Raw genomic sequence first — 16,068 nt, forward strand, 5'->3', positions numbered from 1 at the left:
ATTATTATCATCAACCTGAATCAGGTTTTAAAAAAGTTCAACTTCCTCTCCTTTTCCTACCGGATACTTTTCTGTAAAGCATCCGAAGCAGTGGTCTGAAGATCCCAGGATTTCCTTCAGGTTATCCGTGCTCAGGAATTCAAGAGAATCTACGCCCAGATAATCTCTAAGTTCTTCCGTGGTCATATTGGCGGAAATCAGGTCATCTTTTGACGGAGTATCGATTCCAAGGTAACATGGTGCGATAATCGGCGGCGATACACTTCTGAAGTGGATTTCTTTGACGCCGGCTTCCTTAAGGATTTTAACAAGCCTTTTGGAAGTGGTACCCCGTACGATGGAATCATCAATGATAACCACCCTTTTATCTTTGATCTCAGAAATAATAGGATTCAGCTTCAGGTTGACTACCCTTTCCCTCATTTCCTGGGTCGGAACGATAAAGCTCCTTCCGATATACCTGTTCTTAATCAGGACAGGCCGGAACGGTATTCCTGATGCTTTGGAAAAACCGATTGCCGCAGGAACGCCGGAGTCCGGAACTCCGATTACCACATCAGCTTCCACCGGTGCCTGGTGCCAGATTTTCTCCCCGGATTTCTCCCGGATTTCATATACATTGATGTTCTCCAGGGTGGAATCGGGCCTGGCAAAATAAATATATTCAAATGAACATATCCTCTGCCGCCCTTTTTCGCTCACCATATAAGAATGCAGTTTACCCGGTTCATTTTCATTGGTGTAAATGATTTCTCCCGGTAAAATGTCACGTACGTACTGAGCTCCTACCGCATCCAGCGCTACGGATTCAGAAGCAACCACATATGATTTCTCATCAATCGCTCCTAAAACCAGAGGACGGATCCCGTTGAAATCCCTGAACGCAAAAAATTTATTCCTCGTCATCCCTACCACGGAATAGGCACCCTGGATTTTTTCCATGGTGATTTTAATTGCAGCGCGAAGTCCGAGGTCAAGGTTTTTCTGGATCAGTCTCAGGATTACTTCAGAGTCTGAAGTGGCACGGAAGACGACGCCTTCCGCTTCCAGTTCTGCTTTAAGTTCCTTGGCATTCGTCAGGTTACCGTTGTGGGCAATAGAAAGGATGATCTGGTCGTATTCATTTTTGGCAAAAAACGGCTGGAAATTATATTTCTTCTTATCTCCTGCTGTTGTATACCTTGTATGTCCGATGGCAGAGTTCCCCATATAGGCTTCAGGGTCCTGAATTTCTTTATAAACATCCAGTACAAGGCCTTCATCTTTCAGGTTGGTAATTCTTCCGTTTTTTAAAACCGAAATACCACAGGCTTCCTGGCCTCTGTGCTGTAGTGCAAAGAGCCCGAATTGTGAGAGGGAAAATGTATCAAGATCATTATCCGAATACATTCCGAAGATCCCGCATTCTTCATTAGGGGCATCCAGTCTCTCCTCTTCCTGAGTCCTGAAAAGATTCCGTCCGTAAGGCTGATCTTTAAACTGTTTTAAATATTCACTTTTATGAATGTCTAAACTTTCCATTTTTTCTATATGTTAGAAGTTACATATTAGATGCCTCAACGGCGGCTAAGTTAACTTCAAATTTAATTTTGTTTGATGAACGGGTCCGTTCGGTGCTGAAGATCAGCTGTTATATCCGTATGGGTACCAGATTATTGAGCCAACAGATTTTTCAGCCTGTTGTAAATCTCCACATAGGCTTCCGTTACTTCCCCAAGATCCCTTCTGAAACGGTCTTTGTCCAGTTTTTTCATGGTATCTTTATCCCACAACCTGCAGGTATCCGGAGAGATTTCATCTGCAAGGATGATCTGTCCGTCTGAAGTTTTACCTAATTCAATTTTAAAATCTACCAGGATAATGTTGATCTGGTCAAAAAGATCGATCAGGATTTCATTGATCTGTCCGGTAAGCTGGTACATCTCGGCAAGTTCCTCATAGGTAGCAGCACCCAGGAAAACGGCATGGTGGTCATTGATCAGCGGATCCCCCAATTCATCTTTCTTATAACAGATATCGAATATGGTTACCGGCGACTTGATTCCTTCTTCCACACCCAGCCTCTGAGCCATACTTCCGGCAGAATAGTTCCTTACTACCATTTCCAATGGAATGATAGATACTTTTTTTACCAGCTGCTCTCTCTCATCAAGCTGCTTGATGAAATGGGTTTTAACTCCTTTGGCATTTAAGTATTCAAAAATCAAAGTTGTGATGGCATTGTTCATTTCCCCTTTCAGATCCACCTGTCCTTTCTTCTGAGCGTTAAATGCTGTAGCATCGTCTTTGAAGCGTACGATTACTTCATCAGGATTATCAGTAGCAAATACCTGTTTTGCTTTACCTTCATACAACATTTCTTTTTTTTGACTCATAATTTTACTTTTCTAGATTGTCGTTAGATTTATTGATTGTTTTATTACAATTCCCGTTAAAACGGCCAGCCCGAAGCTGAGGAGCGTACCGATAAGCACGTATTCCGTAAGTTTTCTCTGTTTGGCCTGGGCCAGGTCGCTGAACCTGAATACAGATTTCGCCGCCACCATAAAACCTACGCCTTCCCAATGGTTTACCATAATAAAAGTAAAAACCAGGAGGCGTTCCAGGTAGCCGATGTATTTTCCTGCATTGCTTAAAGATTCGGTCTGCAGGTGGTCTTTCGTATCCGGGACCGGAGTCCAGGAAGACAGAAGTATTTTGATGAAAACAGATGCTGGTGCCGTTAAAAATAAAGCAGCAGCAATAATTTTCAGCAATTCTCTATTCATCAGGGTGTTGATGCTGAATTCGCCGAAGTTCCAGGAGAATCCGGCAATAACCAGGATATGCAATATCTGGTCTGCGAAAAACCAGCGCTTCCTGGTTTTGATGGTCTGAAAGCTCAGTTTGCAGGCATCAATAATAAAATGGGAAAAGCCGTTCAGTAACGCAACCCACCAAAGATCTGCATCCCAGAGAAAAATAAAGCTTAGAATGGTATGCAGCAGTACATGAATATAGAGATAACGGCTTTTTAACTGATGATTTTCTTTGTCCCGTACCCATGAATCCGGCTGCAGAACAAAGTCTCCGAGTAAATGGGCCAATATGAGTGGAGTAAAAATCATGTTAGAGTTCTGCAATTTTCTTTTTGAAATACTGGTTGGTTTCTACGATCAGGTCATAATGTGCCCTTTTCAGCCTCTGGCTTACCGAGGACTGGGAAATAGCAAATTTCCTGGCTAGGTCTTCCTGCGTGCTGCTGTTGTTCATAATCATCTCATGGATGATTTCCGAAGTAGCTACCGTCCAGCTGTCAAAATCTTTGGATGACCATTTCAGGAGGATATTCAGATCGCGGTTAACAGAATCGCTGGAGGTTTTAATAGCCACAGTGCAGCCGTCTTTTTTAAGCTCGTCCAGCAGCCTGCCGGAATTGATATAGGCAGTCCCGTTGGATTCCGTAATCTTTCCTGCTGAATAATTCTCTTCCCCGATGCCGATGGCAATCCTTACATCCAGGTTTTCCTGACTTCTGATTAATGATTTGATGGCCAGAAACCGCCAGAACGCATCATCTATACCGCATTTGAGCTGGAATTCATCTCCTCTGTAGATCTCCCATGCGTCCGGTGCATTTCCCCAATGTTGCAGAAGATCTTTCAGCCTGGTAATCCAAACTTCTGTCTCTGCCTGTTGCGAATTTATAATATCACCGGTAATGACCGCTATCATGATGCAAATATAAGCATATTTACTTATATATAAAATATTTTATCAAGAAGGCGTATAGAAAAACATAATCACCCGTACTTCTTCTATCAATGATTCAAGATAGATCAGAAAAATATGAATTATCTTCAGGATTTCAAATCTCTTTCAATGGAGGGTTTAAATGGGAACTGTGGTATTAAATCAATAAAAATCCTGATTAGCACAACCGCAATGATCAGGATTACTTGTATTTTTAAAAGTAAGGACTACTTAATCGTACTTTTCACTGTTCCGCAGGTCAGCATGGAACTTCCGTAATACGGATTCACAATTTTTTCTTCGTTGCTCAGCCAGCCTGCTTCTGCCATAGGGCAATACTGCAGGTATACAGGCTTTTCGGAAAAGCTGAACTGCCTTGATAAAGCGTACATATCGTCTGAAAGATGGTGGAATATTTCCCTTTGTGACGATATATTTCCCGTTTTTGCAATGCCCGCAGCCTCATTTTTTAATGTAGCCAGGTTCTTTACAGGTATGGTATTGTTTTTCACCGTTGAAGCGGTCTGAACAAATTCAGAAGCTGATTTTGCTGCTTTACCGGCATCATCGGAAGCCAGTGCAGCTTTAATGGCAATATAATTCTGGTACAACTTTGAAACCTGCGCATCCTTTTTCTTCTGCGCTGCTGCAAAGCTCATTGCCAGTATGGTAAAAGTTGCTGTAATGATCTGTTTTTTCATTGTATGATACTCATGAGGCCAAACGCCTATAGACGCAGGCTGATTGATATTTTATTTAATTCTGAACTCAAGCTTTACATTAAAAAACCTTCCGGTAAGCCGCACCGGGACAGGGTACATCAGGCTGGTGGTAGCATCGGTAATCCATTGGTTGGATACGGTATTCCTGATGTTGAATGCATTGAATACCTGAACACCTAGTGTAAGTTCTTCAAAATTCCCCCAGAAGCCGTATGCTTTGTCTTTGCTTTTAGGATCAATGAATACTTTGGAAAGCCCGATATCCACCCTTTTGTATGACGGAAGGGTTTTCTGGTACGTATACGGATTGGTAAATACAGGTGCTCCGGTCGGAAGTCCCATAGCGTATACCAGCGTCAGGTTAACCCGCATGGACGGAAATTTCGGCATATAATCCTGGTAAAACATAGCAAATCTGAATCTCTGATCCGTAGGCCTCGGGATATCGCCCTGTCCGTTGATATTCTCAAACACCCTGGCATAGCTGGCCGAAAGCCAGGAATCCACTCCCGGTACGAATTCCCCGAATAGCCGGGTATCAATACCATACGCATATCCGGTGGCATTGTTTTTCCCTGTATACCGGATCCTTACGTTGTCCATATAATACGGGATCAGGTTGTCCATTTTTTTATAGTAGGCTTCAGTAGTCAGCTTAAACGGCCGGTCATACATCTGAAACTCGTAGTCATTGGCCATGATGACCTGAATGGAACGCTGGGACTTGATATTGCTGTTAAAGTTTCCTTCCAGGTCTTTGATTTCCTTGTAAAAAGGAGCCTGGTAATAGATTCCTCCGGAAAGCCTGAACAGCATATCCGTATCCCAGTCCGGCTTGATGGCAAACTGCGCTCTCGGGGAGAAGATGGTTTCATTATTGAAGCTCCAGTGAGCAACCCTTGCTCCGGCATTCACAAAAACCTTGCTCGCACCCCAGAAAAACTTCTGTGAATACTGGGCATAGGCCGATAATCGCGTCGGCTGGATATGGTTGTTTCCGGCAATACTGTAGAACAGTTTAAGGTCGGAAATATTGCCAAGCCTCGGATCGTCTACCGGAATCGGAGTGCTGTAACCGGCAGAATCTACCAGCTTCCATTCATTCGTAAGGTCTTTCAGGTTTTCCTTCTCATATTTGAATCCCACCTCAATATCCGTATTCACATTAGGAGAAAACCGGGTTCGGAACTGGGTTCCGTACGTCCTGACGAACAGGTCGTTCCTGGCACTTTCAATCTGACCACCCGCATCGTACGAGGTTACAGGGTTTCCGGTAATAGGATCAAAGGTCTGAAGGATATAGGCAGAGGCGATGGAATAATATTCACGCTCACGGTTCTGGTACGCAAAGCTGTCCAGCGTAAACCTCCATTTGTCAGAAGGCTTATAATTCATGGAGAAGGTCCCCATCATATTTTTATACTTGTCATCTTCGCGGCCGGCATAGTTTACCGTGACATTAATCGGCCTCTGAAGCGATCCGAAGTCCACACTTCTTTCCTTTGGGATCATCTCATAATCATTCTTGGAATAATATCCGATGAATGACATGGTAAATTTCGGGCTGAGATGATAATTGATATAGGACTGGAAGTCATAATACTTAGGATTGAAATCCGTATCTTCATTCAATGTATTGAGGACCAGGTTGGTATTCCTGTACCTTCCGGAAAATATAGCGGTAAGCTTTTTGTTTTCCGAAGCGAACCCGGTCGTCAGGCGTCCGCCGATCAAACTTCCCTCCCCGGAAACTTCGAATTTTTCCGGCTCACGGTAATAAATATTCAGTGCAGAAGACATTTTATCACCGTATCTCGGTTCAAAACCTCCAGCAGAGAAGTTAACGGTTGACACCATATCAGGGTTGATAATACTGAGTCCCTCCTGCTGTGAATTCCGGATCAGGAAAGGACGGTAAATCTCAATATCATTAATATAGATCAGGTTTTCGTCATAGTTTCCACCACGCACCATATACTGGGAAGAAAGTTCCGTATTGGAGTTAACGGAAGGAAGGGTCTTGATTATCCCTTCGATCCCTCCCGAAATACTGGCCACATTCTGAGCGTCCTTCGCCGAAATTTTCACCGTCGTTATATCCGTGGTCTGTCCGGTGACTTTTTTCTGGAAAACAACCTCCTCAATATCGGTTACTTTTGCGGTATCTCTTTTTTTAGTCTGGGAGAACACCAGTACGGGAACCATAAGGCTTAGCGGTAAAACTAGTTTTTTCAAAAGAAATGTTTTAAGAATTTCTAAAATTAAGTAATTTTTAACAATTACAAAATCGATTCTCTAATTCTTGTCAATTTTTGTAACAAATCTTCTAATAAATCCAGCCTTAACATATTGGCTCCGTCTGATAGGGCCGTTTCCGGTGTAGGATGCGTTTCAATGAAAATCCCGTCTGCTCCTACAGCAATTCCCGCTTTGGCTACGGTTTCAATGAGATCCGGCCTTCCTCCGGTAACGCCTGAGCTCTGGTTAGGCTGCTGTAAGGAATGGGTGACATCCAGGATCACGGGAGCGTATTCCCTCATGGTAGGAATTCCGCGGTAATCCACGATAAGGTCGGTATAGCCGAATGAATTTCCCCGTTCGATGATCGCTACTTTATGATTATCGGAATCCGTTACTTTCTGTACGGCAAATTTCATGGATTCCGGAGACAGGAACTGTCCTTTCTTAAGGGTTACGCATTTTCCGGTTTTGGCAGCCGCTACCAGAAGGTCTGTCTGACGTACCAGAAATGCCGGGATCTGCAACACATCTACATATTGCGCTGCCAGAGCCGCATGCTCATTCTCATGGATATCGGTTGTCGTAGGAATATTAAAAGTCTCGCCCACTTTTTTCAGAATCTCAAGCGATTTCTCTTCTCCTATGGATGTAAAAGAATCCACACGGCTGCGGTTGGCTTTTTTAAAGCTTCCCTTGAATATATAAGGAATTTGATACTTATCGGTGATCTGAATTACTTTTTCGGCAATCCTCAATGCCATATCCTCGCCTTCTATAATGCATGGGCCGGCGATCAGGAAAAAGTTTTTGGAATCTTTGTGACGGATGTTATCTAAATACTGGATCATTTTTATTGTAATTAAAAAGTTCAGTAAAATTACTGGAAAAATTATACACTAGGAAATTAATTTCCTGGGGGTGGTGATATCATGCTCATACTCAATATTTACAGGTCAGCAATTTCCCGGAATTGTGTATCTTTATGGTATGAAACCCAAAGAAACATTATCGGAATTTTATGCTTTGCACGGGCAGGAACATGCAAAGTCCGGGCAGTTTAATGTGTATCGGAGGGAAGACTTTACCTGCAGCCGGCAGCTTGATCCGGTGTACCGGAGGGACTTTTATAAAATCTCATTGATTGCTGAAGGAACAGGCGTCATCCATTATGCAGATCAGTCGGTTAAGGTTGAACAGCCTGCGCTTACTTTCATGAATCCGCTCATACCCTATTCCTGGGAACCGGGATCTGAAAGACAAACGGGCTACTTCTGTATTTTCACGGATGATTTCGTCAATGGATCGTTAAAAAATGAAAGCCTTTCCCAGTCTACTCTGTTTAAAGCAGGCGGAAACCATGTCTTTTTTCCTGATGAAACCTCCCTGAAAATTGTACAGGCTACTTTTGAACATATGATGCATGAAGTAGAGTCAGGATATTCTCATAAATATGAGCTTGTCCGCAATTATGTACAGATTATTATGCACGAGGCGATCAAAATGCAGCCTTCAGACCGGGAATACCCTCATGCTAATGCCTCGGAGCGTATCAGCTCATTATTCCTGGAGCTGCTGGACCGGCAGTTTTCCATCGATGCGCCACACCAGACCATAGCCCTCAAAAATGCCAATGAATTTGCGGCACAGCTGAATATCCATACCAATCATTTAAACAGGGCCTTAAAGGAAACCACAGGAAAAACAACTACCCGTCTGATTTCGGAACGCTTGGTCAGGGAGGCTAAGTCGTTACTACAGTTCAGTCACTGGAATGTCAGTGAAATAGCTTATTGCCTGGGGTTTGACTATTCTTCCAACTTTATTGTGTTCTTTAAAAGGCAGACCGGCGAGTCGCCCAACCAGTTCAGGAGTAAGATTGTTTCAATTTCATAATTTCCTGTTTGTTTCAAATATTCCTTTTATCCTTCAGATCCTGAACTTTGTTCTTATAAAATCACAGGATTATGTTACAGGAAACTTTAAAAGGAAAAACAGCCCTTATTACGGGTGGAACTACAGGGATCGGCTTTGCTGCGGCGAGTTTATTCCTTAAGCACGGAGCACAGGTCGTTGTTGCGGCCAGAAGACAGGAACAGGGAGAAAAAGCACTGGAAGTTTTACAGCAAATCAGTGCTGAAGTACGCTTTATCAGTACCGACGTATCAGAAAGCCGGGAAATTCAATACCTTATCAATGAGACCGTAAAACAATTCGGAAAACTGGATATCGCATTCAACAATGCCGGGATTGAAGGAAGTTTTTCTACGATCGGTCAAACTCCTGAGGAAGAATATGACCGGGTGATGGGAATCAATACCAAGGGCGTATGGCTTGCCTGCAAATATGAAATAGAACAGTTTAAAAAGCAGGGAACCGGAGGATCCATCGTGAATACTTCTTCATGGCTGGCCAAGGGAGCAAATTCAGGATCAGGGGTTTATTCTGCAAGCAAAGCTGCATTAGACGGATTAACAAGGGCATTGGCTGTAGAAACTGCCGGGGATGGCATCCGGATCAACAATATCCGTCCGGGCTATATCCGGACACCGATGTTTGACCGTTTCTTTCCGGAAAATGCTGCTGAAAAAGAACAAGCTATTGAACCTTTTAAGAAACATGCACCGATTGGGCGTTTTGCAACACCGGATGAAGTAGCGGAACTGGTGTTATGGCTCAGCAGCCCGGCCGCATCTTTTGTTACAGGCGAAAACATCCTGATAGACGGAGGACTCGCTATTGCAGGGCAAAGGTAATTGAAAAGTACGCATGAAAACAGGATGCATTTTGGGATTGTTGATCTGTATAATCCCTATTCACGCACAGCTCACCATTAATACCCAACATAACATGTCTGATCATCAACCAAACACCATAGTATACAACAGGCTATACCAGTATGGGATAGCAGATGCATTTGTAGGCGGGATCTACAGAGGTACGCTTCCCCTGGAAGATTTGAAACGGAAAGGTGATTTCGGATTAGGAGCTCCCGATCTGGTAGATGGAGAGCTGACCATGTTCGATGGCAGGTTTTACCAGACCAAAGCTACAGGAAAGACGGCAGAACCGGACGGCCATCTGAAAACCTCTCTATTCTTTATCACCTTTTTCAAGCCGGAAATATTTTTCTCCGTCAACAGCAGAACGGATGAAAAATCATTGCAGCAGAGGATTACAGATGAGCTTAAGCATAAAAACAATATCTATGCGATCAAAGTATCCGGAAAATTCAGCCGTATGGAAACCAGAGCATTCCCTCCGATGGAAAAGGAACCGTTTCCACCTTTGAGTTCTGTCGCCAATACACAGAATGTTTTTGATTTTTCTGATGAAAAAGGTATTCTGGTAGGATATTATATTCCGGAGTATTTAAACGGGATCAATGTAAAAGGTTTCCACTTCCACTATCTTTCCGAAGACAGAACGCATGGCGGACACGTGTTAGCTTTTACCGGGGAACACCTGAACATAGAGATCGCAGAAATGAAAAGCTTTGAACTGGAAACCTCAAAGGACGATAATTTCCAGAATTTCAGATTCAAGACACAGGGACATGAAGATCTTGAACAGATAGAACAAAGGGATTGATTTCCCCGTTATTTTTAAAAACAGGCTGTCTTAAAGGGCAGCCTGTTTCTATTGTCCCATCTTTTTAAGGATTTTCTCAAACGTATTGATGTTACGGCTCGTGAACCGTTCCTTAAGATTTTTCCTTCCTAAAATTTTTCCGAAGGAAGAGTCTAATATATTGCCTTTAGGGACCTGCCAGTACAATGCATGATTGACCACGGCAGCCTTTTCATGTTCTGCTTTGGACGCATCGTTGAACTCCTGCATCAGTATTTGCTCTATGCCCTGATCACCAACAAAAACATAGACATGGAGGTCATCATTTTTTTCAAAAGGATTTCCGTTCCTTAGGTTCTCTGTTTCTTCCTGAGATTTGATAAAGAGGAAAGCATCGTAAGAAAAATTTTCTGACATTGCTTTTTCAAGAACCGGCCTTAATTCTTCAGCGTTTTGATCAGAACTGAAGATAATGTTTCCGGAGGCCAGTACGGAGTTGACGTCTTCCATTCCGGCACCGGCAAATACCTGACAGACCTCTGCCATCTTCGTATTGGTTCCTTTTACATTGACGCCGCGGAGAAATGCACAGTATTTCATGATTTATTTTAATGGTATGGTTATTTTATTTAATCCCTGGTTTTTACATACAGATTGTAATCTGTGCCTGAAGGCTTCAGAATATAAATCTTTTCCAGCAACGGATTGCTGCTTTTCAGGTGGTCCTTCACCCTGAACTCTTTCAAAAGCCTGTAATGCATTCTATAATAGGCAGCATCCTTTCGTTCAAACAGATTATCATACGAAAGCAGGTATTTGGGTTTTCTTTTCTTTACGGTATTGATCCAGTAATTTTTTTTGTCCTTTCTGATCTCGTTCTGTATCCCCTTGTCTACCAGCCCCACTTCATCAATGGCTTTCAGGCCTGAAAAGTACGGTACATAACCGGCAGGTTCCAGCAGAATCCATTGGTTCTTATCTTTTTCATAGCGATTAAGAAATAATCCGATGGTCCTGCGGTAATTCCATTCTCCATTGCCTGTGGCAATAGAATGTATGGTCTGGAAGGCCAGCATCGGCAGGATGTAAAACAGGATAAACAGTCCCAGCCAGAGGTATTTCCGTGTTTTCTGTTCCAAGATAAAAATGACTGCCGGAACAAAAAGCAGGATCTGCGGCACCCAGTAGTACCAGTCGAAAAGGCTTTTCTGAGAAATGAAGATCAGCTGCTTGGCCCATCCGAATAAAAAGATCATCCACAAAAAATAGTTCCTTTTCTTCGGCTGCCGGATCAGGTAGATGAAACACAGCAGCTCAAAAATCAGGACCAGTATGGTAAAAGGATTGAAATTGCCCGGTAATTTCAGCATACCCCAGAAATTCCCGTAATTCATAAGGAAATAATCGATGTTCTGAGCCAACGTGTAATCGCTTCCGTACATCAGTTTTTTGGCGATAATGGTATTGTTAACAAGTTCACCGAAATAAAACCAGTTGAAAGCCATTACAGAAGCCAGTCCGATAACTCCTCCCAGGATATAGTTCCACCTTACTTTCTTAGAATAGAAAATGTCCACGATGAACACCACGCCTAAAAATATGAGCGTATCAATACGGGTCATGATGATCAATACCGGAAATACAATCAGGGCCCATTTTTTACCTTTCTGAAATCCGTAGTATAGCAAGGCCATTTCCAGGAAGAACAGCAGTCCGTATTCCATTCCGAGGATTGAAATTTTAATGGAAGGCGGCAGGATTCCGATCAGGAAAATAAATAAAGCTTTATGAAATGGATTTTTAAGGATGAGATGGGATAAAAATAAGGTTCCTACCGTGAAGAGGACGGAGTTAACAATCAGCAATGGTTCTATGAAATGTTCTTTTCCAAATACCAGATTGAACAGATACGAAACAAATACATACAGATGGGTAGTGGAAGCCGATATTTTCGTAGCCCCATTAAAACCGATCACTCCGTAATCCATCAGGTTCTGGGCTACCCTCCAGGTAATAAAAGCATCTTCCTGAATATAGTGAGTAAGAAGAAAAATCAACTTGAACAGCACTGTAAAAAGTACAGCAAAAAAAGGAAGTTTGGGATGGTTAATTCCTGTCATCATGTATTTATGTTGCACAAATATAATCCTAAAATTTTTGAATCCCATAACAAAAAAACGGAACCGAAGTTCCGTTTTAAAGTTTTTACTGAGTCGCCTTGATGATGGCGTTGGTAATTTGCGATTCTTTCTCTTTAGAATAGGTGGAATCAAAAGGTTCCATTATGTCAAACAGATACTGGTAGAAAGGCGTGATCTTCTGTACGTTCTCAGACTCCGACATAGCTTTCTCCTTGCCCATCTGCTGGAGATCCTTGATGAAGACATTGAATTTCTTGTCAATCGGTTCAATTGATTTCACCAGGTAAGCATAGGCTTTGTCTTTCTGTCCGAGCTTTTCATAAGCATCGGTCACTGCTGAAACAACAAGCGAATACTCCATCGGTTTTGCCCTCATCTGCCTCCTGACATAAATCTGATCGGTTTTATTAAGGCTCAGGTAATAATCATATTCGCTGAAAATCCCTTTCTTAAGGATTTCTGCCAGCTGAAGTCCTTTCTGCTCCTGTCCGGCAACGATGTATCCGTATACCATAGAACTTAAAGAACGCGGGTCATTGTATTTTTCAGCAGGAATTTCTCTTGCAGCAAGATCAAGAAGTTCGATGGCCTTCCCTTTCTCTCCCATCGTTGCCAGTGCAGCTGCCGCTCTGCTCGCCGAACCTCTGTAACTGATAATATTGGATGTTGCCGTTTCATCGAAATGGGCATTCAGATCCTTAAAGTTCCCCCATCGGAAGTTTTTCACTACATTATATAATGAATTGGCATCTACCCTTCCCATATTACCGTCAGCCGTCGGCGGCGTATGGATCGGTACCAGTCGGTAGCTGAATCCGTCAAACTGAAGGTATTCGTCCAGGTAAAACACATTTTCGCTGTCGTAAATTCCTCCTGAAGAAAAGTTGATCGGCCTTTTCCAGTCGAAATTCGCCAGGATGTCCATCATAATCAGGTTATTCTTATAGAGGGTATTTGCTTTATAGGTAACCATGATCTGGTTAACGGTACTGCCAAGGTCAGAAGCATTGATGATTCCTGCTCTTACAGCATTGTCCTTATTCACCGGGAGGATGAATTTGTGCACCGGCAGGATATTGTATTTTTCATATTTTTCCTCTCCAAAGTACAGCTTCAGCAGCTCATCTTTGGCCGGAGATTTATATTTGATGAACCTCATGGCATCTTTCAGGGTCATGGAATCCTGAACCAGGTATTTCCTGAATTCTGCAAAAGTGGATTCTGCGCCCTGCTCTTTCGCCATAGAGAATAGTCCCTGCCAGTCTTCTTTCTTCATCATGTAGATCTGGTCGTTCACTCCGTCCCTGTAATCATCATGGGTCAGCTGGCTCGGAATAGGCTCTGCATTATATGTCTTTCTTTTGATCTGGTCGATATTCCACGGTGTGGATGCCAGGGTGAAGTTAACTACTTTTACATCATCCCTGAACCTTTGTGTTTCCTGAATGGCCCAAACCGGATAGGTATCATTATCTCCGTATACGAACAGGATATCTTCTTTCGGTAATGATTTCAGTACTGAATAGGCATAATCGTATGCGGTATACCGGTTGCTCCTGTCGTGAACATTATAGTTCTGGAAGCCCATCATAAAAGGGACTCCAAGCAATACAACCCCTGCCGCAATATTGGCCGCATTGGATTTAACCTTAGATTGAAGGAACCATAAAATAGCACCTGCTCCCAGTCCGATCCAGAGGGCAAAAGCATAGAAGGAACCGACCATTGCATAATCTCTTTCTCTCGGTTCAAAAGGCTTTACACCGGTGTAGAATACGATCCCGACACTGGTCAGGATGAACAGCGACAATAAAGCATAGAACCTTCCGAAATCTTTATTCAACTGGAAGAAGAAGCCGATCAGTCCTAAGATCAATGGCAGGAAGAAGAATTTCACCGTGCTTTCATTCTTGAATTTTGCCGGCATCTTATCCTGGTTTCCCCATAACGCATTATCAATGAAAGAGAACCCTGAAATCCAATTGCCTTTGGTATTCTCCATATTTCCTTCAAGATCATTCTGACGGCCTACGAAGTTCCACATCAGGTAACGGATAAAGTAATAGCTGTTCTGGAAGCTGATGAAATAATCCATATTCTGTGCAAATGAAGGCTTCTGAACGTTGATCAGGTTGTAAGGCTTCACTTTGAGATAATCTGAAGCGGTGATCGACCTGTCCTCATATTTCTTTCTCAGCTCTTCAAAAATTTGCTTGGCTTCAGGGCTGTTGGCCACATCTTCATTGTCATAATTGAAGGTAAAATCAGGAGCACCATACATCGAAATATAATTGGCCATCACATCTTTGTCTTCGCTGAACATTCTCGGCATCAGGCTGACCTGTGATTTGCTGAATACATAGTTAAAACGGTCTCCGGTTTTTCTGTAGGTACCGGTCTTTTCGTCCTTTTCATAAATTTCCCCGGTCTTGGTCGTTTTGAAACTTCCGTCTTCATTCTTTTCAATTCCGTTGGCATCAAGGAAAGCGGTATAGTTCTGCCCGTAGAACGTTGGCCAGTCACCGTACTGCACCCTGTTGTAATAATCCAGCATACCGATCGCCGTATCCGGGTCATTCAGGTTCATTGGCGGATTGGCATTTGCACGGATCGGGATAACCATCCAGCACGAAAAACCGATCAGCATGAATACAATCGATAGTGCTGCAGTCTGATAGATCTTCTTCTGAATCTTCCTTGCATACTTAAGTAATAAATAGCAAAGCACCACAGTTATGATAAACGCGGCGATGGTACCTGAATGGAACGGCAGCCCCAGTCCGTTGACAAAGAATATTTCCAGCTTCCCGAACATGGTCATGATCAGCGGGAAGATAATTTTAAATACAAGGGCAAGGATCACCAGGGTGATAACGTTCGCCCAGATGAAGTTTTTCCACGTGAATGTATAATTCCTGGCGTAATAAACCAGGCATACAGCAGGCAGCGCGAGCATACACATCATGTGTACGCCTACGGACAGACCCAGGATGAAGAAAATCAGGATGATCCATCTTTCATTTCCCGGCTCTTTATATTCATTTTCCCATTTGGTAATGAGCCAGACCAGCAAGGCAATAAACATGGAAGCCATGGAGTATACTTCCCCTTCCACGGCAGAAAACCAAAAGGTATCTGAAAAGGTAAAGCATAAAGCCCCAATGGCTCCTGCAAATAAAATAGATATTTCCTGATGCCTGGTTACTTCTTCAAAATCCTTATTCAGCAACCTTCTGAGGAAATGCGTAATGGTCCAGAACAGGAACAGGATAGTAAGCCCACTGAACAGGGCAGACATGGCATTGATGACGATCGAATAATTTTCGCCATTCCCGAATGCAAACATGGCTGCAACCGCACCTACAATCTGAAACAAAGCCGCTCCGGGAGCGTGGGTAACTTCAAGTTTTACGGCAGAGGAAATATACTCGCCGCAATCCCAGAAGCTGAAATTGGGTTCTATGGTTGAGAGATAGGTGAAAAATGCAATAAAGAAAATGATCCATCCCGAGACGGTATTCCATTGCCTAAAGGTCCAGTTTTTCATAGTAGTAATATCAATTACGCGAAAATAACGCTTTTATATGATTTTATATTCTTTTTAACAAAATTTAAAAATTTGGCTCGCTTTTTGAAAACTCTCATCTTTGATGACAGCTGTAAAA

13 protein-coding genes are annotated in these 16,068 nt (G+C 42.9%); 3 read left to right on the forward strand and 10 right to left on the reverse strand.

Features of this window, described 5'->3' with window-relative positions; genetic code table 11:
* Positions 1-27: 27 nt before the first annotated feature.
* The 7 genes from purF to kdsA all read right to left on the reverse strand — a co-directional run bounded on the left by purF (position 28) and on the right by kdsA (position 7,543).
* Positions 28-1,521, reverse strand: coding sequence for an amidophosphoribosyltransferase (purF, locus tag CGB83_RS02255; RefSeq protein WP_100074319.1), 1,494 nt, complete (start codon positions 1,519-1,521; stop codon positions 28-30).
* Positions 1,522-1,652: 131 nt separating this feature from the next.
* Positions 1,653-2,375, reverse strand: a complete 723-nt coding sequence (gene purC / locus CGB83_RS02260; protein ID WP_100074320.1) for a phosphoribosylaminoimidazolesuccinocarboxamide synthase — start codon at positions 2,373-2,375, stop codon at positions 1,653-1,655.
* A 12-nt stretch (positions 2,376-2,387) separates the two neighbouring features.
* Positions 2,388-3,107: a DUF3307 domain-containing protein gene (locus CGB83_RS02265; protein ID WP_100074321.1), complete on the reverse strand. Its 720-nt coding sequence runs from the start codon at positions 3,105-3,107 to the stop codon at positions 2,388-2,390.
* 1 nt (position 3,108) lies between these two features.
* Positions 3,109-3,714: a SatD family protein gene (locus tag CGB83_RS02270; protein ID WP_100074322.1), complete on the reverse strand. Its 606-nt coding sequence runs from the start codon at positions 3,712-3,714 to the stop codon at positions 3,109-3,111.
* Positions 3,715-3,959: 245 nt separating this feature from the next.
* Entirely contained in the window at positions 3,960-4,433 is a 474-nt protein-coding gene (locus tag CGB83_RS02275; RefSeq protein WP_100074323.1) for a DUF3347 domain-containing protein, read from the reverse strand.
* A 51-nt stretch (positions 4,434-4,484) separates the two neighbouring features.
* Positions 4,485-6,689, reverse strand: a complete 2,205-nt coding sequence (locus CGB83_RS02280; protein ID WP_100074324.1) for a TonB-dependent receptor plug domain-containing protein — start codon at positions 6,687-6,689, stop codon at positions 4,485-4,487.
* Between the two features lie 44 nt (positions 6,690-6,733).
* Positions 6,734-7,543, reverse strand: coding sequence for a 3-deoxy-8-phosphooctulonate synthase (gene kdsA / locus CGB83_RS02285; RefSeq protein WP_100074325.1), 810 nt, complete (start codon positions 7,541-7,543; stop codon positions 6,734-6,736).
* 139 nt (positions 7,544-7,682) lie between these two features.
* Between kdsA and CGB83_RS02290 the strand changes: the two genes are divergently transcribed.
* From CGB83_RS02290 to budA, 3 genes are all read left to right on the forward strand, one after another.
* Positions 7,683-8,588, forward strand: coding sequence for a helix-turn-helix domain-containing protein (locus CGB83_RS02290; RefSeq protein ID WP_100074326.1), 906 nt, complete (start codon positions 7,683-7,685; stop codon positions 8,586-8,588).
* A gap of 71 nt (positions 8,589-8,659) precedes the next feature.
* Positions 8,660-9,448 carry an SDR family NAD(P)-dependent oxidoreductase gene (locus CGB83_RS02295; RefSeq protein WP_100074327.1) on the forward strand — a complete coding sequence of 263 codons (789 nt, stop codon included), beginning with the start codon at positions 8,660-8,662 and terminating at the stop codon, positions 9,446-9,448.
* A gap of 94 nt (positions 9,449-9,542) precedes the next feature.
* Complete coding sequence (gene budA, locus CGB83_RS02300) at positions 9,543-10,283, forward strand: acetolactate decarboxylase (RefSeq protein ID WP_100077461.1); 741 nt, start codon at positions 9,543-9,545, stop codon at positions 10,281-10,283.
* Between the two features lie 48 nt (positions 10,284-10,331).
* On the opposite strand, the gene CGB83_RS02305 is transcribed toward budA, so the two are convergent.
* From CGB83_RS02305 to CGB83_RS02315, 3 genes are all read right to left on the reverse strand, one after another.
* Positions 10,332-10,862, reverse strand: a complete 531-nt coding sequence (locus tag CGB83_RS02305; protein ID WP_100074328.1) for a DUF1697 domain-containing protein — start codon at positions 10,860-10,862, stop codon at positions 10,332-10,334.
* Between the two features lie 29 nt (positions 10,863-10,891).
* Complete coding sequence (locus CGB83_RS02310) at positions 10,892-12,385, reverse strand: hypothetical protein (protein WP_228420061.1); 1,494 nt, start codon at positions 12,383-12,385, stop codon at positions 10,892-10,894.
* Between the two features lie 82 nt (positions 12,386-12,467).
* The gene (locus CGB83_RS02315; protein WP_100074329.1) at positions 12,468-15,950 is read right to left on the reverse strand and encodes a protein O-mannosyl-transferase family; all 3,483 of its coding nucleotides are present in this window, start codon (positions 15,948-15,950) and stop codon (positions 12,468-12,470) included.
* Positions 15,951-16,068 lie beyond the last annotated feature (118 nt).

The sequence above is a fragment of the Chryseobacterium camelliae genome, assembly GCF_002770595.1.
Classification (GTDB): Bacteria; Bacteroidota; Bacteroidia; order Flavobacteriales; family Weeksellaceae; genus Chryseobacterium; species Chryseobacterium camelliae.